This window comes from Bacillus altitudinis 41KF2b (genome assembly GCF_000691145.1).
Lineage (GTDB): Bacteria > Bacillota > Bacilli > Bacillales > Bacillaceae > Bacillus > Bacillus altitudinis.
In genome coordinates this window covers 89919-111209 of the sequence record NZ_ASJC01000006.1, presented here as the reverse complement: position 1 = coordinate 111209, position 21291 = coordinate 89919, and the positions used below count along the sequence as shown (strand labels likewise).

Sequence of the window (21291 nt, the reverse complement as noted above, 5' to 3'; positions counted from 1 at the left end):
TCTCGAAAGCTACTACTATCATATCATTCAGCCTTCTACTTCTGCTATCGAATCGAAGGCTTTTTTGCTGTGTTCATCTTCTTTGCGACAGAAGCGGCGATTTCGTCTGCCGCCGCCATGCCAGAGGCTGTCGTCGGTTCAAGCGATAGATCAACATCTAAGACTTCCCCATGACTCGGAGCAAAGCCTTTATCCGCTTGAAGTATGAGATCAGCATCTAACAAGGAGTCGCCCGCACCATATACATATTCAAGGTGTAGCCTTTCTTTTAGAAAAGCAACAGCAGCCCACTTATTGAGCGGCTTTGGAATAAAATACAGCTTTCGGCCTTGAAGGGAAACTTGCCAGCCTCTCTCCTCACCCCACAGTCTTAATTCAGCGAGCGGAATATGAGAAAGAAACTCGTCTTTCATAATTAAATAAAGAAATCTTCCCTCAGCTGTTCGAGTACGTTTCACCCAAGCGGCAACCGGAAGTTCAGAGATCGCCCGCAGCATATCTCTCACCGGCATACACTCTTGCAGTCTCTCATCTACAATCGCCTGCCACTCCTCAAGCGGCTTACCATGATGAAGGATACAGCCGCCGTTTGTCGTGACGGCATACTCTGGTTTGATCTCTTGCTGAAAGAGAGTGATTCGTTCAAATTGTGCTGTCGTTCTTGTCGTCACTGGGATAAACCAGCCTGCTTGATGAATTGCCTGCAAGGATGCTTTCGTTTCAATAGACATGTAGGAAAGCGGCCGGTCGTCCAGCACCTCAATTAATTCGTATGCTCCCTTGTATGCATACTGCTCCAGCATTCGATGTGAGTATATCAGTGTCCGGTCTAAATCACTGGCAAATGCGATATTCTTCATGACGATTGCTCCAACGGGCGGATGAGCCCGCAGCATGTGTAGGACATGTTGGCATATTCAATGACGGGCACGCCTCTGTCCTCTGCGAGTAGTAAAATGTGCTTGAGCTTCTCCCGAGATCCAGGCTGAATGAGTATTTTCCAAGGGACTCTTCTGAGCAGCACACGGGTCGTCTCACCGACGCCCGGCTTAATCAAATGTGTATTGTCAATTTGGAACTCCTGACCAATCGCTTCAATGGAGGTCATCCCTCGCCAGTCAGGAGGCGTTCCTTTTGCGAGCAGGGTCTCTGCTTTCTCTTTTACATTTGCATCAAGTTCAGAAAACGCTTCTTCAATTGTATTGACATACAAATTAGAGACATCCTCATCAATGAGCTCTTCATAATACTTGGCCCCATGGAAATCATCGGCATGGATCCAGCGGTTGTTTAGCACCGTTCGACTAACTAGGCCAGAGACCGTTGAATTCAAGCAGGCACTTGGAATGAGGAAATCCTCTCTCGTTCCGTAAACACTCGTACAATAACCAGGATCAGCAAGCACAGCTAGCTCACTCGAAAGACGAATTCCATATTTCTGTTCAAAATCGAGCACCGCTTTTTGAAGCTCTTTGGAAATAGCACCCTTTCCGGTCCAGCCGTCAATAAAGGCAATCTCAAAACCTGGATGTTCTTTGAGTATATAATGCAGCGCATTTTCATCTATTCCACGATCACGAATAATAGAGATGCTATAATGCGGCAAATCGAGACCATATGTCTTTCTGATATACCGTTTAATGAGCACCCCGATTGGTGTCCCAGCCCGTGCCAAGCTGCACAGAACGGTTTGAAATCCTCGCTTTTTCACAATTTGTTCTGCGACAATCGCTACGGCTTCCGCTACCTTTTGCTTACTTTCTTCAAGAGATTGATAGAATAAGTCCATATAAGATGCCGTCGGCTTATATTCAATTGGCAGCATTTCTGAGTAATGGGCACCGCTTTGAATAGAGCGCTCCCGCTCTTCTGTACTTTTCTCCATCTCAATCGATGATAAATCCTTGAGTAAGAAGGTTACGTCCTGCTCTGGATAGCTTCCCATCTTTGTATACACGTTAGCCATTCACCTTCACCTCATCTGATAAAGTCACAATATGCACATGCTTCACATGCCGCTCGGCAAATAAGTGGATCAGCGGCATCAAAGCTTCTTGAGACACCTTTTTCTCAAAAAACAAAAAGACATCATCGTACTGATCTTTAGGGATATTGTACACGTAGTGCTGAATGCGAGCATCCTCTGGACTCAAAAATGCGAATCCGTTTTGAACAGCGTACCCTTCCTTTTCAACCGGATGAATCGGACTTCTTGTCGTCGAATGAAAAAGGACACCTTCGCCCATATGAGCTGCAAGTCTCATCGGCACATACATCAATTCTCCTGTTCCTAAGCAGAGTGTCTGTTTTCCTTTTCGTTCTCGCTGAAGCTTCAGCCCAGCCTCAGTAGCTGCTTGATCAATGGCGTCCGTGTCCACTGCGCTTAAACCGAAACGACCTGTTTCATGGATATACGGCGAATGCCCCGCCGGATTGACTGCATGGGAAAGTGAATATGGCACTTGCTTAAAGAAGGATTGAAGAGAATGAAAAGAGAGTTCAGGTCTTTTCTCTTGCGCAGCAATTTCATACGAATAAGCAGGCTCATCCAGCGTTGTCCCCCGAAACATCATCTGCCCTTTTAATAAAGATAATGATGTGATATTTACCCCTAGCTCCTCTTGAAGCTGAAGCATCGCTTCCTCGTGCTCCTCTGTTCTCCAATCTAAAATGGATAGAATCGTATAAGAGGATCTAGGGTGCTTTGCGTGCAGATCCCGAATGATATTCATATTTGTCCGGCCTGTCGTGACCTCATCATCTACTAGCACAATCGGGCGATCCGTCCGAAGTAAGGCGTCGTCTGCGTAGCAAAGCTGATCTGTCGCATGAGAATGTTCCTCTTCAAATACGAGTGAAGGATCAAGATCCAACAGCTGTTCACGTGTCGTATGAATGTAAGATGCTCCTTCTATGACGTCATACACACCATGACCAAGCGCAGTTGCCGTTTCAGCAAAGCCGATCACAATCGGCTCGTTTACCGCCGAAAGCTTCTCTTTTTTGAGCGCAGCATAGGCTTCAGTTAACTTAACATGATCATTCGTTTTTAGTGCTTCTACTACATCGTCTTGATGCGGGGGCGTCTTGCCTGTTTGTTCTTTTGCATAAGCCATTGCCAAAAGACCTGAGACGAGGAGTGGTTTCAACGGGTGAACAGGCATATGTTTCCCGAGCACCTTGCTAACAAATAAAAAGGCTCTCTTTTTGTTCACCCGTGCCGCCATGTCAAAAAGATGTTCTTTTTCAAGCTGAAGCGTACCCTCTTTGAGGTTAAGCTCCACCTCCATATGTTCCAAGATGTTCAGCGTATGTGGCTTCTGCTTCTGTGAGTATGTCGATATAGCTTCTATTTTCATGAAACACCCCGTAAATGTCTGACTTCATTAAAATGTTTTCCGCCCAGCGATAGTGCGGCTTCGTTTCGTTCATTTTATTGGAGAAGGTACTCTTCATCACGCCGACTGTACCATCTGCATGCTCTAAAATACTTAATGCATCCATGTACTCTTCCTTTGTGACAACGTACATGCTTTGAACTGGCTTGAGATGTGTTGGATGGATGACTGTCTTGCCATGAATACCGTTTACCACATCCAGCTTTGTCTCTTTGAGCAGACCTTGCATATGATCGAGTTCAGATGAGGAAGGTTCACCGCTCTTAGAAATTGCACGGATGAATGGATTTTGTTCTTTTCGTGCCGGTCCAAAATGCTCCCATACAGCACCTGATATCACAAATGAACGACCAAAATAATTGATGATATCTGTAATCAACTCAGAAATGACTCTGATCTCATAAATGGTGGTCTCGCGATCACGGCGAATGCCGTACAATCCACACAGATCCGTTGCCCCAATGCGAATATTCAAAATATATTCCTCATCATTCAGCATGATCTGCTTTAACTCAGACAACACCTGATATCTCGTTTCTTTTTCTAATAAATCTGGTGTTTCTAAAATGGGCATTCCGTATAGTGTTTTCTGAGTTTGTGCTGAAGCTCGTTTCAAACTGTCTACATATTCCTTTGCATTGTGAACGGAGCACTTTGGAAACACAAAACCAGTCAGTAAATGAAGAGAGGAACCGAGCAAATCTGCCATTTTGAGCAGCTGTTTGGGCGAACGAACCCGAATAAATAAAAGCGGCAAATGCTCAGCCATTTCTGGAGATTGATGAATTGTCTCAGAAAGGCAGGTCAATTGTGCCACTATATTCTGTTCAGCCATGTCCACTTCCTGATCACCAATGGCGTCCTCCAAGCAAAACACAACAGAGCAAAGCGCTTCATATTTCTGCGAAAGCAGCATGTCTGCTACATCCTGTCTTGTCGCAGGCATATACAAAGTAGCACCTAATGCATGCGCAAGTACATGCCTTGGCGTCAATGAATGAACTGCCGCCGGCCGCTTAAAAAAAATATCGTGCTGCCTCGTCTCTGATAAAAAACGAAAATATCGCATGCAGTGCCACCTCCTGTTGTAATGACTTGATGATTCAAAAAAGGATGGAGCCGCTAGTCAACTCCATTCCTTTTTGATCGTCCTATTCTTCTTTTGAAGCCGCAGCTTCGTTTGTTACACCTTGATGCTTCTTCTTATTGATTTTATGAACAATAAACGTTCCGATAAACGCTAGGATAATAATCGCAAAGAATGCGAGATGCGGGATTTCAATATGAGCAGCACTTAAGCCCATTTTGATGGCAATAATTCCAATGAGAATAAATGCCGTATTCTCAAGCTCTGGTATACGGTCGATGAGCACAAGGAATAATTGTGCCACTGTACGCATCATGAGAATTCCAAGCATTCCACCTAAAAGAAGAATCCATACTTCCTCAGATACAGCGAATGCAGCAAGAATACTATCTACCGAGAAGGCAAGGTCCATAATTTCTACAGAAATAACAGTTGCCCAGAAGACGCCAAATACACGAATCATCCAGCCTTCTTTTTTCAATTCCTTCGCTTCGTCATCTCCGTCACCTAACCAGAAGTGCTTAATGACCAGCCAAGCTAAGTATGCAGCGCCTAGAACCTTAATCCACCAAAACTTAATAAGCAGCATCCCTACGCCAATGAATAGAAAACGGAAGAAATAAGCGCCAATTAATCCGTAGGTTAATGCCTTTTTACGCTGCTTTTCAGGTAAATGTTTCACCATAACAGCTAATACAAGTGCGTTATCCGCTGACAACAAACCTTCAAGCACGACAAGGGTCCCAATAAGCCCCCAAGAGACAGGGTCTGTTAATACCTCTGCCCACATATGCCAATCAAAAAACGAGGCATACGTGTCCAACATATGTTTCAAAATGTCCAACTGGTTTTCCTCCTATAAGTGTAGAAGCATCAGCAGGCTTTCGCCTGCTGTTATTCTTGATCGCTGTTTCTTTCTCACTTTGGAAAATACCCTCATATGAGTCATTGGCAGCGCCTCTTGAATGAAGTTGTTTCTTCTCTTTACACTTCTAACCCATAATTTTGACAAAGAGCAGCAAGTCCGCCAGAGAATCCGCTTCCGATTGCGTTAAACTTCCAATCGCTGCCGTGTCTGTATAGTTCGCATACGACGACAGCTGTTTCAATTGAGAAGTCCTCCCCTAAATCAAAACGAATCAATTCTTCCCCGCCCTCTTCATTTACAACACGAACAAATGCATTAGAGACTTGTCCAAAATTCTGGCTACGTGCCTCTGCATCATGAATCGTCACTGTAATTCCGATACGATCAATGTTAGCAGGAATTTTCGAGAAATCAACGAGAATTTGCTCGTCATCTCCATCTCCTTCACCCGTACGGTTATCACCGGTATGAGTGACACTGCCGCTTGGATGCTGCAGATTATTATAGAACACAAAGTCTGTATCTTGTTGACAACGATTGTTTGCATCTACTAAGAAAGCCGAAGCGTCCAAATCAAATTCGGCTCCGCCTGAATATTTATTCGTATCCCAGCCAAGTCCGATCATCACTTTTGTCAGCCCTGGATTGGTTTTCGTTAAATCGACACGTTGTCCTTTTGAAAGCTGAATCGCCATATTCGTATCTCTCCTATCTCCTGAAAATATGAAAACGGGCGTTACCCGATATCTAAGCCGAAGTCTGTTGCAATGCGGGCAAGTCCGCCTTGATAACCTGATCCAACAGCTGAGAATTTCCACTCTCCGCCATGACGGTATAATTCACCTACAATAATCGCTGTTTCAATTGAAAAGTCTTCCGCCAAATCATAGCGAATGAGCTCTTCATTTGATGCCGCATTTAAAATACGGACGTAAGCGTTAGACACCTGTCCAAAGTTTTGGCTGCGTGCTTCTGCATCATGGATTGTAATGACGAAGGAGATTTTCTCAATACTTGCTGGTACAGTTGAAAGATCAACATTGACCTGCTCGTCATCTCCGTCTCCTTCACCTGTACGGTTATCGCCTGTATGTACGATACTTCCGCCACCGCCAGTTGTTTGATTGTAGAAGACAAAGTCAGATGGAGAGTTTGCTTTCCCTGCTGCATCTAAAAGGAATACGCTTGCGTCTAGATCAAAGTCATGTCCGCCATCATACTTGTTTACATCCCAGCCAAGACCTACGACTACTTTTGTTAAACCTGGATTCGTTTTTGTTAAATCAATTTTTTGACCTTTCGCTAAAGAAATTCCCACTAGGAACCTCTCCCTTCTAAATTAAATGTAGTTTCTCGTAATATCGGCAAGCTTCGCATCGTTTGTACCATTTCCTACAGCTGCAAACTTCCACTCATTCTCGTGGCGATAAAGCTCTCCAACGATTAATGATGTTTTACCTGCATATTCATCTTTCAAATTATATTTCACTAATTCTTGATTGTTTGAACGGTCAACAATTCGGATGTAAGCATTTTGAATCATACCAAAGTGTTGGTTTCTTCTAAGTGCATCATAAATGTTCACAACGAACACCAATTTATTCACATTGCCTGGCACCTTGCTTAAGTTGACGAGGACTTGTTCATCATCTCCGTCTCCTTCACCTGTCAGGTTGTCACCTGTATGCTCAACACTGCCGCATTTGCTTTTCAAGTTGCCAAAGTAAATCAAATCTTTATTTTCAACAAACTTATCATTTTTCAGCATCAGCACTGAAGCGTCACAATCAATATCAGCGCCGCCTCCGCCGCCAAACAGCTTTCCAAGAAAACCGCCGCCTTGTGACACAGGGTCCCAGCCAAGTCCAACTAGAATATTGGTTAGTCCTGCTTTTCCTTTTGTTAAATCAATACGTTGACCTTTTTCTAATGTAATCGCCAAATCAATCACTCCTCCAGCATAATAAAAATCTATTTATTAAGCGATGGACCCTATTAAAATCATCATACATGAAAATTCGACAAAATTCATGAAATGACATTGGAGCCTCTTACTCTTTTTTCTATTTACTAGTATATACGATCTATGTATAAAAGAGGTTTCAATATGATGATATTTTTTTAAAGAAAGATCCATGACAAAAATGATTCATGTCGTAAAAGAAGTGTTTCATGTGAAACATTGTCGAATGTTCCCGTTATACAGCCTCTCGCTTAAAAACAGAGCTCGCCTCCACTTCATATGTTGATATAGAAAATTCACATACATAGCTGTGATAAACCCTTTCATTTCCTTCCGTTCATGACTTTCTTTATACTTATGAATAGAATTCAACGTATTGATGAAAGGGTGTTGATGATGCCATCACTTCATATATTAGATCAAGTCGCCATCCCTAAAGGCCAGTCCGCACAAGAAACATTGGTTCATACGACAGAGCTGGCCAAGCTTGCGGAAACACTGGGGTATGAGCGGTATTGGTTTGCTGAACACCACAGCACGAGAGGACTCGCGAGTACAGCGCCTGAAATATTAATGGCACATATTGCTTCACACACATCGACATTGCGCACAGGCTCTGGGGGGATTTTACTCCCGCAGTACAGCCCTTTTAAAGTAGCAGAAGTCACCCGCCAGCTTGAAGCCCTTTACCCTGGGCGGATTGAGATCGGGGTTGGTAAATCCCCAGGCGGAATTGAACGGACGAGACTCGCTTTGACAGACGGCGTGAAGAAAGAACTGTCTCAATTTGACCGCCAGTTGGAGGACCTTCTTTTTTACTTATCTGACAGCCTGCCTTCTGGTCATCGGCATGCAGGAGTGAAAGCGGCTCCGCTCGTTGATTCTTATCCGCCAGTCTGGCTGCTTGGACTCGGGGAAAACAGTGCCATCCAGGCGGCATCACTTGGAATCAACTATATTTTCGGACATTTTATTCATCCTGCACGAGGCCGGCAAGCTTTTGAAGCGTATCGGTCACACTTTTCTCCATCCGTTTTCTCACGTCAGCCTCAGTCTATGTTTGCTGTCTTTGTGATCTGCGCAGACACAGACGAGGAAGCAAGCCGCATTTCCACCAGTACAGATTTATGGCTGCTTCGGGTTGAAAAAGGGCTGGACAGTCGCGTTCCTTCTATAGAAGAAGCAGAGAACTATCATTACACTGAGCAAGAAAAGAAAAAAGTGTTACAAAACCGCCAGCGAATGATTGTTGGCTCAAAGCAAACAGTGAAAGAACAGCTGCAAATCTTAATGGACCGCTATCAAACAGGCGAGATCATGATATTAAACAATTCATTTGATCCAATGGAAAAGCAGCGTTCCTTTGAACGAATCGCAGAACTATTTTGAAGCCAATCTTTCATTGGCTTCTTTTTTTACATTGTTATAAAAAATGGGAAATGTAACATCGAGATGTCAAAACGCTTCCTTCTGTCATCTGATCGCAAATGTGTCTTCTAATCGTTAGCGAACTGTAAACGCATTGTAGGTGTACCTTTTATATAGTAGAGGTACATATGAAGTAACGGTTTACAATGCTGAGAAGGAAGGAGATGACTGGCCATGAATAAACGACTCGACTGGGTGGATGCGGCTAAAGGAATCGGCATTCTGCTCGTCGTTATGGCACATGTACCCATTCCTGATTCATTCAAGCAATTTATATACTCATTTCATATGCCACTCTTCTTTTTACTATCAGGTATGATGTTTCGATCATCCTCACAACCTGCTATATCATTTATACAGAAAAAAGCGAAAAGCTTGCTCTTACCTTATCTCTATTTCTCCATTATTACGTACGTTTTCTGGTTCACGGTGACCCGATTTTTCGCCTTTAAGGGGCAAACAGATATTGATCCCTTCGTTCCATTTACGGGAATTTTCATTTCAAATGCCGATGAAGCAAGACTGACGCATAACCCAGCCATCTGGTTTTTAACGACGCTCTTTTTAGTGGAAATGTTGTTTTTCTTAATGCATCGTCTGACAAAAGGAAAACCAGCTGTATTGATGTTACTGACCGTCCTTTGCGGTGGAGCCGGATATGCTTCCACGCTATTGTTAAACCAGAGTCTCCCTTGGAATGCCAACGTTGCGTTAACGGCTGTTGTGTTTTATTCAATCGGATTTTTAGCAAAACAATGGTTTGTGGAATTAAAAACAGATCCTACCCTTCTGTTATGTACAGGTCTGCTTGTACTGACTGCATATATGCAAAGCTTTAATTCACGAATTGATATGCGGGTCAATGACTATGGAGATCTATTCATTTTTTATGCTTGTGCACTGCTCGGTTCAGCTGCTGTCATTTATTTAAGCTTCAAATTGAAAACGTCCACGATATTGACGTATCTCGGACGTCATTCCATTGTGATTCTCGTCCTGCAATTTGCCGGTATCGATATCATGAAGGCATTTGTTTATTACGGACTAGGCATCAATATCTCTGATACAGCGCAGCTTTCTTGGACGCTCTTTTATACGATCGGTACATTGCTGCTCATGGTGCCATGTATCTCTTTCTTGAGCAAGTATCCTATGCTGCTCGGCAAACCAGCAAAGTCAGCACACCGCTACAAAGAAAAAACATCCGCCGGCTAATGGGGCGGATGTTTTTCTATTATTCATCATTTAATTGAGAAGGATAAAGCGTCATTCCTCCATCAACAAATAATGTAGTACCTGTAATATAGGCCGCTTCTTTCGATACGAGAAATGCAGCGGCGGACCCAATCTCTTTCGGATCGCCAAACGTTCTCATTGGAATTTTCTCAAGCTGCTTTTGTTTTTTTTGTTCATCTTGAAGGTCGTCATTTGATTCCGTTGCCATTGTACCTGGTGCAATCGCATTGACCCGAATACCCGCTTCGGCATAATCAAGAGCCAGCGTCTTCGTCATCATATTCATTCCTCCTTTAGAAGTAGAGTAATGAACATTAAACGGACGCGGGATCTCTTGATGGACACTGGATATATTCAAGATGGATCCTTTCACATCATGTTCCATCATATAGGCAATCGCTGCCTTTGCTCCTAAAAATGAGCCTGTGATATTCACATCAATGACCTTTTGCCATTGTTCCAGCGTCATTTCATGCGGCATTGCTTCTTCACCATTAAATCCCGAATTATTGACGAACACGTCTAGTGCGTTAAAATTCTCCAGCGCGGCATCCATTAACGCCTGAATTCCTTCCTCTTTGGAGACATCTACGTGTACTTTCACCGCCCTACCTCCATGCTGCTGGATGGCTTGTACTGTTTCTTCAGCACCCTCTTCATCACCTTTATAATTCACAACCACGTTCATTTGTTCTTGTCCAAACCTCAATGCGATGGCTTGTCCTATGCCTTTAGAAGAACCTGTCACAATGGCTGTTTTCCCTTTTAAGTCTTGATACATTCTCATTTCCTCCAATCACGTGCTTCATCTTGTTGATACACAATGGTTACCCATTTTGAAAAAAAGAAAAACACAATCCTCTTGAATACAAAGGATTGTGCTGTTCATCAAACTAAAAGGTGTTATAAACATTCTCACATGTTTCAGCTGTGGGCTGGTAAAAGCAATGTGACTTATACCTTGCCACAAACGGCTGATTGTACCAAGTGGATGGACAATTTCCAGGCGGTTTAAAATACCAAAGACTGAATTTCGCAGGCCAAAATCGTTCACCATTAATGTTCCTCCGTGCAAGTGTCTTTTCACTTTCTCGTGCTCGCTGATAAAAATAGCCATGCGTGACCGCCTCAAACGCATGCTCCTGATAAATCATTTGTGGAATCGTACGCAGCCCTTTAAAGTCAGAACAGTTGGCACGCAAACGATTGATGCCTACATTTCCTACAAGCAGCATCCCTTGTTTCCCTTCACCTTCCGCTTCGGCTCTCAGCAGTCTGGCCATTAAATCAATATCAGAGCTTGTCGCTCTTACCACTGCCATACATCCACCTCCCATTCATTTCTCTTTTATTTTATGTAGGGTTTCTGTGTAGATGACTGCCATTTTGAAGGGAAAAGACACATTCCGTGTCGAGAGCCTGTCTAAATACCTCAACATTTCGCTGGACAAGTGTCTCTATGTCAACAACACACAAACCTAGTGATCATACACATCACAGGAAAAAATATTCATTACTAACGACTCATTTACAAGTCATAAAAATCCTTCTATTTGCTACATCTTCTTCAAAAACAGTCATTTGAACCTATTCAATAATCCGACTCAAAACCTTAAAATATAAAATGTTGAGTTTTTACAGGAGATTTCAAACAATAAAATACACATTTCTCCTCTCAACATAGTGTCATTTTTACTACTTGAAGTGGATGAACCTTTCGAACGCACTGAGGTATTGACAGTACTTTCGCTTCATTCTACAGTAAAAAACATACAGTATTTTTCTTTTTGTGCAAAAAGAACGATATGAACTAAAGCTTTCCAATGAAATTCACCATAAAACCCGAGGAGGAAAACATCTCATGTTTAAAAAGAAATTATCCCTGTTTCTTCTGATTTTGTGTGTAACTGTTGTCGCTGCTGCTTGTAGTGGTGGAAAAGACAAAACTGCTGCGAAAGAAAGCGATACAAAAAAATCCCTTGATGCAGCTGAAGTAAAAGTAGAAAGTGCTGAGTACACTTTACCACCTCAATACGATACATCTGTTCAGGATGATCAATATGTCCTAAAAGTGAATGTATCTGTAAAAAACATCAGCAAAGAACCATTGAATGTGGATAAAAGCAACTTTACGCTTTACCAAGATGACGCTCAGGTGTCTACCATCTCTCCTGATGACTACAACGAAGTATTATCTTCAAGCTCTCTAAATGCAGGTAAAGTATCAAAAGGTGGTCTTTTCTATGTAGTTGATAAAGAAAAAGACTATCAACTTGTCTACACAGAGCCTGGTTCTGGATCGAAAAAAGATGACAAAACACTAGAATTCGATATTAAAGGAAAAGACTTGATGAAAAAGGCAGATACACTTCAAGCGTCTGCAAAAGCCCTTTCTTCTTATATTGATGTCATGATTTTTGGTAAGAAAAATGACGATTTCGAAAAACTAACAGGTGATAACAAATCAACTGTCGTAAACGAATTTGATAAATCATTCAAACAAGGCTATATTTCTTCTTCTGGTATTTCATCTAGCTCAGCAAAAGACGAAAACCTTGATAAGCTTCTAAAAGCTGTGAAAGAAACATTAGCTGAAAAATCAAAAGTATCAACGAAAACAAAATCAATCAGCGGTGATAAAGCTGTCGTGACTGTGACACTTACACCAATTGATGCAAGCCCGCTTGTCGATCGTTTAAAAGAAAAAGCAACTGAATTCTACAGCAAAAACCGTACAGCATCTTATGATGATGCACAGAAATATCTACTTTCTATCTATCCAGATGAATTTAAAAAATTAGGACCATCATCTTCTGAAGAAACAGTAGAAGTGAACATGAAGAAAAACGATATCGACCAATGGAAACTTGATTTGAACGACTACAAAACAAGCTCATTGGTTGAAAAGTTCATCAAGAACTAAAGAAAACCCCCGGTTCCCGGGGGTTTTTTGTTATAATTTATCATCTGGTTTGGCGAACGTTCCCCCCTCTATCATAAAAAACAAGAATATAGTCAAGTTATCTTACCCTTGACAACATTTCTTTCTATAAGATCCATTTCTTTAGCTTGTTCACTATGAGGTATTCAATCCTGATTGTTCTTTTTTGTACTTAAGATTTTTTCTGCTTATCTGTGTTAAAGATGAAATGTAAACTCGAAGGAAAAAAATGTACTCCTCATACTTTATTTCTATTGAACTATATTATAGACCTAGCTTCTTTCCTAACTCATTATAAAAGTAAACCATCATTTTCATTCACCAACTCTTTTTTCTATTTAAGTTATTCCTTAATAAAACTCTTCTAAATATAAATAATTCCCTTTTTATAAAATATTCAAAAAAAAGGTTCTTTATGCTTATTTTAAGGTAATTTTAAACTTTTTATCATTGATATTATGCTAGAATTAGTAACTACTTCAAAGAGAAAATTTACCATGAAATTAATCCTTTTTTAAGGTAGTTTCAGCTCAATCGTTACTCTTAGTTCTTTATCATCTTTAACTAGTTTTACTAATTCTAAAAAGCTTAATGATCTTGTCTAATAAAATGCCTTAGCTTCTGAAACCTTCGAATGTATAGATACTAATGTGAACTAAATAATATTGTTCATCCAACAATTCAAATTTCGTAGATGAAATATTAAAAGACCTACTATAAGCAAGTTGACAAAAGAGGAAAAAAGTTATGCTATCAAATACTCGATTAACAAAAAGAGTGATTTGATGTTGTCGAAAAGATCTTATTTAGAGAAACATTAGTGATATTTTTCACAAGAATTCAGAAACATACCAAGACTTATTGGGGGGAACGATCGATTATTATTAAAAAAGAATCAAAATCTAAATAAAATAGGGTAGGAGGAAATGATTATTGAAAGAGTGAGAAAATATGACTGATAAAATTCTAAAGTTAAAGAAATGGTTCATTTTATTTGTTTTTATAATGGTGGTTTTATACTTTGGAGTGTTTAGTTTTTTGCTAAAAGGTGATTTAAAAAATGAAAGTACGAGAGAATTAAATGAAAAAATTAAAGTCGCGGTTTTAGATAGTGGAATTAATAAGAATCATAAAGATTTAAAAGGTAAGATTGTAAAAGAATTTAATCCGATAGATTCGTCCATTGAGTCTAAAAATAAATTAAGTCATGGTACATCAATCGCAGGAATAATTACAGCAAACAATACAAACAGTGAAGTTACTGGGGTTACACAAAATGTCGAACTATATTCTGTTAAAGTGATCAAAAATGATGGAAAGATTGAAAGACAGGGTTTTATAGATGGATTTAAGTGGGCTATATCCCAAAATGTAGATATAATTAATTTAAGTTTAGGTTTTCAAAAGGATTTTCCCGAATTAAGGGAGCTAGTGGACGATGCCGTAAATAAAGGGATTATTATTGTTGCTGCTAGCGGTAATACTTATGGTTTAAATAGTCAATTTCCAGCTCGATACGATAATGTTATTTCTGTCGGGGCAATTGATTCAAAGAATAAAGTACCACATTTCTCTGCTATAGGAAAAGTTGATTTTTTTGCACCCGGTGTTAATGTTTTATCGTTAAATAATAAAGGAGGTATTTCTGTTTATACAGGAACTTCTTATTCGGTAGCTTACATAACGGGCGTAATTGCCAATTTTCTTTATAAAGAGAAAATTAATAAAGATGAAAAGAGCTTTTCACAGGTCTATACCTATCTGGAGAGTTCATCTACGGAAATGCTGGATAATAAAAGTAAGATTATTCAGGGTTTCAATAAATAACGGAGGGATTTTATATGTGGTTAAAAGTTAAAAGTAAAATTATAATATTACTGGTGTTTTTATTAGTTGCTAGTCTGTTTCCAACCAATCATACCAAGGCAGAAGAAATCGATAATAATATGATTGTTGATGAAGAAGTAGTTTCAGAGATGTTAGAAGATCGTTTATCTGAAGAAAATATTTCTGTTGATAATTTTGAAGTATCAAGTGATGAATTGGTTTTAGATACTTCAATGAACGACGCGGAGGGAAATAAGGTTGAAGCTACTCTCAGTTTAGAACCTGGTGCAGATAGTTTTAATTTAACTACAAGAGAATTCAATGAAGTCGGTGAAGAAATCTCAAAGGAATATGAAATAAAAGTTAATCAATTTAAAGACGATGAGTTTGAAGCGACTTTTGAAGATGTTGAAACAGAGGAAATTTTCACCTATAATTCAGAGGAAGGTACAGCTTCATTCGCCTTTTTAATTCCGGTGGGAATAGCAATAACACCTGCAGTTATGACTGCTTTATTTCATACTGGTGCGGTGATTATTGTTGGAGGAGCTGGTTATGTAATTGCTACAGAAGCCATCAAGCACAGGTCTAAAAGCAAAAAAAAATATAATCACTATGAAGCTGCTATTAAAGGCGGAGTATATGTTGGAAAAGGACTAAGTAAATCGCAAGCAATCACTAGAATGAAGTCAAAAAAGGATATTTGGTCTATTTCTTCTAGTCAGGCAGAAGTTGTTGCAGCTGGAGCTAATACAAAAGGTAAACCATTTAAAGAAGTAGATAGAAACAAAGGTAAGCCGAAGAAAGGTTATTATTATCACTGGCACCCATATAAAAGAACTCCAAAAGCTCATTCATTCTACGGAGGTCCTGTTAAATAATTAATAGAGGTGAATCATGTATAATTACGAAAAGCTATATAAACAGTATTTATATAAAAAAGATCAATTGACTTTTACTAAAGAACAAGTCGTTGAGATGATAACGTCTAAATTTAAAGCTAGAGAATTTTCAAAAACAAAGATTTTAGATTTAGTAAATGATGATCACTTTGAATATACTAAGATATATAAATGTTTTGTCATTGATGATCCGAGTATATTGATTCAATTGTTTTCGAATGAGGAAAAAAAGGATCATCGTGAACAAGTACTTCATAATCGGCTTCATCCGCTAAATCCTAAAAGAGTAAAAGAATGGGATTATAATCACTTATTGCTTGATGAACTAGAAGGTAGAAGAATTGATATTATTTTAGAAAGTAAAGATGGAGTATATGTTTCAGAATTTACCGTAAGAGCTAGTTGCGAAAAGCTTGATAGGTATATAAATGCTTTAATTGTAGGTGCACTTATTGAAAATGAGTTAGAAGAATATCCAGTTGATATTCATGACGAGTATTTTCAATTTTATTTAGAGAACTTGGGTCAATTCGGCTTCTTAGACTAAAACATACGGTGATCGGCATTCACTTAAAAACGCCCTCTATCATAGAGGGCGTTTCTTTATTTCGCAAGCATCCATTTCTCTTTCATAAACAAACTTCTCACGATGACAAACAAGATCATCACTGTCAGCGCCGAGGAGCCGAGCGTCAGGGCAATTGACATCGGGTCAACGATGCCAAACATCAATTGCTTGCATAGTGCGTGAATATTAAGGAATGGGATCGCAAAGTAATACGTATCTAGCTGCGTAGCGCCTGCTCTCATGGTGAAAAACATCGGAATCACACCTAGTGTAATGATCATGGACATGTACGATTGTGCTTCTTTCACTGAGCTTGAAACGACACTGAGCAGCAGTTCAATCATGGATACCATGAATGAGAAGATAATTAATGCCGCTAACATAACGCCGATGATGCTCCACACTTGATCTCCGAAGTTCAGCGCTTGTTTCAGTTTTTCTGTAAAGAGCAATGTGGAGAGCAGCAGCATGCTAATCGCTACAATGCCACTTAATATACCAAACATGGAAACAGCTAGCCATTTTCCAATTAAAAGCTGAAGTCTGCTGGCCGGTGTCAGGAATAAAGCTTCAATTGACTTTCTATCCTTTTCACCTGCTACGATATCAAGCGCAGCTGGCAAAGCACCTGAGATCACAGAGGTCACTAAAATCATTGGAAGAAGAATCGACAGCAGCATGGTGGTCACCCCGTTTTCTCCATCCCCGTCCTCTCCTTCTTGCACATCAACCGATTGTACCTCAAACGGATGAATCACTGACGATTTGATCTGATCCTGTGCCAAACGCTTTTCTACGACTTGATTTTGATATTGCTCCAGCAACGATTGCAGCATTTGAACCGCAATCACGGAATCATCATCTGTTGGATACCCATGGACTTTAATGGCAAACGATGTTTGATGCTGAAGCATATCGCCTGCATCTTTTGGCATTTCTAGATAAGCATTTGCCTCACCGTCTTTAACGGCTTGTTGCGGGTCATCAAATGTTTCAAGTTTCAGGTTTTTCACTTCTTTGATCATGTCATTCATATCGGACGGAAGCTTTTCATTGATTGCGACTGTATACGTTTTATCGCCTGGATCAGCGATCATGCTTTCGTAGAAAAACACGAGTCCGAGCATCGTCAAAAGAGGGATCAACACTGTTAAGAGCAGCGTTTTTCTGTCTCTGAGCGAATCTGTCATTTCTTTTAAAAAGACGGTTTTCCACATTATGCATTCCCCCTTGCGAGCTTCGACATAAAGATGTAATTCAAGTCTTCACTTTGTTCCTGTGCATATAATTCTGGAAGCGTTCCTTTGTACACGAGCTCCCCTTGATGTATCATCATGACACTGTCACAAAGCAGGCTGACTTCTTCCATGATGTGGCTTGAAAATAGAATCGTTTTATTTTGCTGTTTCAACTGATGAATAAACTCTCTAAAAATATTACTCGATGTGATATCTAAACCTGTTGTCGGTTCGTCAAACAAAATAATGTCAGGGTCATGAATCAATGTTCTGGCAATCGCCACCTTTTGCTTCATCCCTCTTGAAAATCCTTTTACCTTGCGATCCATGTACTGCCTCATCCCGAATCGCTTTGCCAAATCCTCAATTCTTGCTTTGATTTCATGCTGATCTAAGCCATATAATTTCCCAAAGTATTCAAGGTTTTCACGAGCCGTCAAACGGTCATAAAGTCCCGTCTCGCCGCCAAATAAGACCCCAATTCGCTTCTTCACTTCAGTTGCTTCTTTGACTGTATCAAAGCCTGCAACATTGACTGTTCCATGAGTAGGCTCCAATAATGTCGCAACGGCGCGTAATAATGTGGTTTTCCCCGCACCATTTTCTCCTAAAATGCCGACGACTTCTCCTTCCTTCACGGAGAACGTCATATGTTTCATCGCCTTTACGACTTTTTTCTTATCTGTAAACCAGCAACTACAATCGCTGAGAGTAATCATTTGATTCGCCCCTTTCGACTATCTACGTCTATGATAGAAAAAATACCGCCTGTCTGACATAAAAATGTCGCGAAACGTCCTTTTTCTGTCTTGAAATGATCCATTTTAAAAAACAAATGGTAAAATAGACAAATAATAAGAAGAGTCATAGGTGATTTTTATGATAAAAGTAGGTCTTGTCGATGATTACCGAGTGGATTTAGAAAAGCTGCATGCCATTGTCGGCAGAATGGATGCCGTTGACATCGTTTTTGTGACGCTGTCAGCGGAGGATGCATATGAGAAGGTCAAACAGGGCGACATTGATCTATTGTTTGCAGACATTGAGATGCCTGGCATGTCAGGCTATGAATTAGCAGACCTTATTCACTCTCATGCACTGAATGTAGATGTTGTATTTGTGACGGGAAACAGTGGGTATGCTGTTCATGCCTTTGATTTGAATGTCCATGATTATATTATGAAGCCCTATCAAGCTGATCGAATTGCCAAATCTTTAGAGCGCTACATGTCCACCAAGCAGGAGAAAAGCATTCACGGACGGCTTCTCATCAAGCAGCAATCAGATATCCATGTACTGCAAAAAAAGGATGTCATCTTTGTTGAACGTACTGGCAGGTCGACGACCATTGTCACAACAACAGGAGATATTCAAACATACCAAACTCTCAACGAGTTAAAAGGTGATTTAGCTGAGAAAGACTTTATCCGCTCCCACCGGTCGTTTATCATCAATATTCATTACATTAAGAACTTTTCGGCGTATGCCAAAAATTCATTTATCGTGTCTTTTGAAGGGACTGATAAAAAAGCCATGATGACGAAGCAGCAATTAGAATACTTTAAGAAATACTACTTTTAAGGAGAACGAACGTGAACGCTTTTTATCTTGGATTTCGCATATATACGCTCATCTGGCTGGGTCTTGCAGTTCATGCTGCTGCTAAAGCTGTTCTGCCTTTGTCATCAAGCATGGTGTGGCTTCTGACCTTTTGCATCATGTGCCTTTACACCTTTTTCATTTACAAAAGGTTTTGGCTAGGTATGAGTGGTTACGTGATATTAGGCGCTTTTGTGCTCATCACCTGTTCAGGAATTTCACTTTTTCTCAATCACGGAAATGGGCTCAGCCATCTTTTAACTGTCATCATCATTTTGACAGCCGATCTCCTTTCCTTCAAGATAATGCAAACGGAGCAACGATTAAATGGACGGCTTCAAGAGCTGATTCATGCTGAGTCGAGAACCAATGACTTGCTGCTTGAGCTGCGAAGTAAACACCATGAAACAGCTAGACATTTAAATGCCTTTTCCGCATCGAATGACGAGCATGAGATCAAAGATTTGATTCAGCAATATGTGAAACATTTCCCTTGGATCAAAGGGGAAAATGCTTATTTGGCCTCAACCCTTCATTCCTTTTTCCAGCGGGCTGAAAAAGAGGACATCGCCCTTTCACTAGATCTTCAAGCACCCTTTTCTTCTCTGCCTTTTTCTAAGGCGGATCAGGTGAGTTTTACTGGCAACCTGCTTGATAACGCATTAGACGCCGCCATTGAAGCGAAGCAAGCTGGGAACGAGGGAAGCATCTCGATCACGACTTCCATACGGAGCGGGCTCTTTTTGATTCATTGTGAAAACAGTACGAAGGGAATGGAAAAACACGTATTAGATCATCTGTTTAAGACTTTTGGCCGCTCGACAAAAGGCGGTGATCATCAAGGTATGGGTACTTATATCATTCATCAGCTTGTTGAAAAGGCAGACGGCACGCTTGATTTTACGTATCGTTCTCCAAACCTGAGGCTCGTGATCAAGATTCCTCTCACAATGGCATAAAAAAATAAGGTGCTGCTTGGCACCTTATTTTTTATATTATGAAAAGATCTGATCGATTTCGTTGATTTCTTCTTTTGTTAACTGAACATCGTTTGTTTTCAAGTTTTGTAAGACTTGCTCGGCTCGTTTTGCACCCGGAATTATGGCATCAATGCCATCCTGCGCCAATAGCCACGCCAGCGCTACATGAGCTGTTTCGGCATGTTTTGATTGCGCAATGGCCTTCAGCTTGTCTACTTTTTCGAGGTTTTGAAGGAAAGCATCACCTTGGAAAAGCGGGTCCTTTGCTCGAATATCATCAAATGTCGCATCCTTTGTAAACTTCCCGGTCAACAGGCCTGACGCCAATGGAAAATAAGGGATAAAGGAAATCCCATGCTCCACGCAGTATGGGAGAAGGTCTTGCTCGGCCTGACGTTTCAGCAGAGAATACTCTGATTGAAGCACGTCTAGGTATCCATCTCGATTAAAGGTTTGAAGCTGTTCAAAATCAAGGTTTGATGCCCCAATTGCCCGGATTTTCCCCTCATCCTTCAATTCCTTTAAAGTACCTGCCACTTCATCCAGCGGCGTGCGGCCGTCTGGGAAATGCATATAGTACAAATCAATATAATCAGTTTGCAACCTCTTCAGGCTGTCTTCGACCTGCTGTCTTAAGAAATCACGGCTATTATCCAGTTCAATTTGCCCGTTTACCTCTTTATGAGCCCCTTTTGTCGCAAGAACCAGTTCGTCTCTGCCGCCTCTTTTGGCAATGATCTCACCAATCAATTCTTCTGAACGGCCCAGCCCATAAATAAAAGCAGAATCTAAGAAATTGACACCATGATCAAGAGCTGTTTCTACCAGCTCCCGCCCTGCATCTTCACTCAGATTCGGGAATAAATTATGCCCGCCTACTGCATTTGTTCCAAGCCCTATCGGATTCACCTGTAAATCAGTTCGTCCAAGCGTTACTTTTTTCAAAAGCTCATCTCCCTTATCTGCTTAATCATCCTTATTTTCCCATGAATCATTTTCAACATTCAAGTATTCTGCTCTCTGAAAATCTGAAAACTACCTCCATTTCAAGATTTTTATACACAAAACATTTAAAACTCATGATAAATAGATAAATTAATTCTTATTAACTAGTATATTTTACTTATTAAATTCCGTTTTTTATAGGTATTTGTGTAAAATCTATCAAAGATAGGGAATACAACCTATTCCTCATCACGAATGAAATTCGATAGAATGAATAGTGCAAATCGTCATTAGGAGATTTTCCCCTTTAA

General features: G+C 40.5%; 21 protein-coding genes. 8 read left to right on the top strand and 13 right to left on the bottom strand.

Annotated features, from left to right (window positions below; genetic code table 11):
- Positions 1–44 precede the first annotated feature (44 nt).
- From BA79_RS12585 to BA79_RS12550, 8 genes are all read right to left on the bottom strand, one after another.
- Complete coding sequence (locus tag BA79_RS12585; RefSeq protein WP_035703099.1) at positions 45–860, bottom strand: HAD family hydrolase; 816 nt, start codon at positions 858–860, stop codon at positions 45–47.
- Entirely contained in the window at positions 857–1966 is a 1110-nt protein-coding gene (locus BA79_RS12580) for a cysteine protease StiP family protein (RefSeq protein ID WP_035703097.1), read from the bottom strand. Before BA79_RS12580 ends, BA79_RS12585 begins: the two co-directional genes overlap by 4 nt.
- Entirely contained in the window at positions 1959–3290 is a 1332-nt protein-coding gene (locus BA79_RS12575; RefSeq protein WP_025206691.1) for a phosphoribosyltransferase family protein, read from the bottom strand. The genes BA79_RS12580 and BA79_RS12575 overlap by 8 nt, the downstream gene beginning before the upstream one ends.
- Positions 3274–4467, bottom strand: coding sequence for an HpcH/HpaI aldolase/citrate lyase family protein (locus tag BA79_RS12570; RefSeq protein WP_035703094.1), 1194 nt, complete (start codon positions 4465–4467; stop codon positions 3274–3276). The genes BA79_RS12575 and BA79_RS12570 overlap by 17 nt, the downstream gene beginning before the upstream one ends.
- Before the next feature lie 82 nt (positions 4468–4549).
- Positions 4550–5329: a TerC family protein gene (locus tag BA79_RS12565; RefSeq protein WP_008342130.1), complete on the bottom strand. Its 780-nt coding sequence runs from the start codon at positions 5327–5329 to the stop codon at positions 4550–4552.
- 140 nt (positions 5330–5469) lie between these two features.
- Positions 5470–6048 (bottom strand): TerD family protein, encoded by a 579-nt coding sequence (locus BA79_RS12560; protein WP_007498343.1) that lies wholly within the window; start codon positions 6046–6048, stop codon positions 5470–5472.
- Between the two features lie 41 nt (positions 6049–6089).
- On the bottom strand, positions 6090–6671 hold the full coding sequence (locus BA79_RS12555; protein WP_008342133.1) for a TerD family protein: 582 nt from the start codon (positions 6669–6671) through the stop codon (positions 6090–6092).
- Between the two features lie 21 nt (positions 6672–6692).
- Positions 6693–7295 (bottom strand): TerD family protein, encoded by a 603-nt coding sequence (locus BA79_RS12550; protein WP_017358594.1) that lies wholly within the window; start codon positions 7293–7295, stop codon positions 6693–6695.
- A 417-nt stretch (positions 7296–7712) separates the two neighbouring features.
- On the opposite strand from BA79_RS12550, the gene BA79_RS12545 reads away from it, so the two are divergent.
- Positions 7713–8705: an LLM class flavin-dependent oxidoreductase gene (locus BA79_RS12545; RefSeq protein ID WP_035703092.1), complete on the top strand. Its 993-nt coding sequence runs from the start codon at positions 7713–7715 to the stop codon at positions 8703–8705.
- Positions 8706–8918: 213 nt separating this feature from the next.
- Positions 8919–9959, top strand: a complete 1041-nt coding sequence (locus tag BA79_RS12540) for an acyltransferase family protein (protein WP_035703090.1) — start codon at positions 8919–8921, stop codon at positions 9957–9959.
- Between the two features lie 19 nt (positions 9960–9978).
- On the opposite strand, the gene BA79_RS12535 is transcribed toward BA79_RS12540, so the two are convergent.
- Positions 9979–10761 carry a glucose 1-dehydrogenase gene (locus tag BA79_RS12535; protein WP_035703088.1) on the bottom strand — a complete coding sequence of 261 codons (783 nt, stop codon included), beginning with the start codon at positions 10759–10761 and terminating at the stop codon, positions 9979–9981.
- Positions 10762–10873: 112 nt separating this feature from the next.
- The gene (locus BA79_RS12530; protein WP_008342138.1) at positions 10874–11302 is read right to left on the bottom strand and encodes a cell wall hydrolase; all 429 of its coding nucleotides are present in this window, start codon (positions 11300–11302) and stop codon (positions 10874–10876) included.
- A 539-nt stretch (positions 11303–11841) separates the two neighbouring features.
- Between BA79_RS12530 and BA79_RS12525 the strand changes: the two genes are divergently transcribed.
- From BA79_RS12525 to BA79_RS12510, 4 genes are all read left to right on the top strand, one after another.
- Entirely contained in the window at positions 11842–12903 is a 1062-nt protein-coding gene (locus BA79_RS12525) for a DUF4352 domain-containing protein (RefSeq protein ID WP_035390550.1), read from the top strand.
- 969 nt (positions 12904–13872) lie between these two features.
- Positions 13873–14748: a S8 family peptidase gene (locus tag BA79_RS12520; RefSeq protein ID WP_051626191.1), complete on the top strand. Its 876-nt coding sequence runs from the start codon at positions 13873–13875 to the stop codon at positions 14746–14748.
- Positions 14749–14762: 14 nt separating this feature from the next.
- Positions 14763–15629 (top strand): SAR2788 family putative toxin, encoded by an 867-nt coding sequence (locus BA79_RS12515; protein WP_035703086.1) that lies wholly within the window; start codon positions 14763–14765, stop codon positions 15627–15629.
- A gap of 16 nt (positions 15630–15645) precedes the next feature.
- On the top strand, positions 15646–16197 hold the full coding sequence (locus BA79_RS12510; RefSeq protein WP_035703078.1) for a hypothetical protein: 552 nt from the start codon (positions 15646–15648) through the stop codon (positions 16195–16197).
- Between the two features lie 56 nt (positions 16198–16253).
- Here the strand turns inward: BA79_RS12510 and BA79_RS12505 are convergent, their stop codons facing one another.
- On the bottom strand, positions 16254–17435 hold the full coding sequence (locus tag BA79_RS12505) for an ABC transporter permease (RefSeq protein WP_035703077.1): 1182 nt from the start codon (positions 17433–17435) through the stop codon (positions 16254–16256).
- Complete coding sequence (locus BA79_RS12500; RefSeq protein ID WP_007498365.1) at positions 17435–18175, bottom strand: ATP-binding cassette domain-containing protein; 741 nt, start codon at positions 18173–18175, stop codon at positions 17435–17437. Before BA79_RS12500 ends, BA79_RS12505 begins: the two co-directional genes overlap by 1 nt.
- 160 nt (positions 18176–18335) lie before the next feature.
- Here BA79_RS12500 and BA79_RS12495 point away from each other — a divergent pair, with 160 nt between their 5' ends.
- Both BA79_RS12495 and BA79_RS12490 read left to right on the top strand, forming a co-directional pair.
- Positions 18336–19037: a LytR/AlgR family response regulator transcription factor gene (locus BA79_RS12495; protein WP_035703075.1), complete on the top strand. Its 702-nt coding sequence runs from the start codon at positions 18336–18338 to the stop codon at positions 19035–19037.
- 11 nt (positions 19038–19048) lie between these two features.
- Positions 19049–20014, top strand: coding sequence for a sensor histidine kinase (locus BA79_RS12490; RefSeq protein WP_017366548.1), 966 nt, complete (start codon positions 19049–19051; stop codon positions 20012–20014).
- 36 nt (positions 20015–20050) lie between these two features.
- On the opposite strand, the gene BA79_RS12485 is transcribed toward BA79_RS12490, so the two are convergent.
- A complete protein-coding gene (locus tag BA79_RS12485; protein ID WP_007498377.1) occupies positions 20051–20980 on the bottom strand; it encodes an aldo/keto reductase in 930 nt (309 codons plus the stop codon).
- Positions 20981–21291 lie beyond the last annotated feature (311 nt).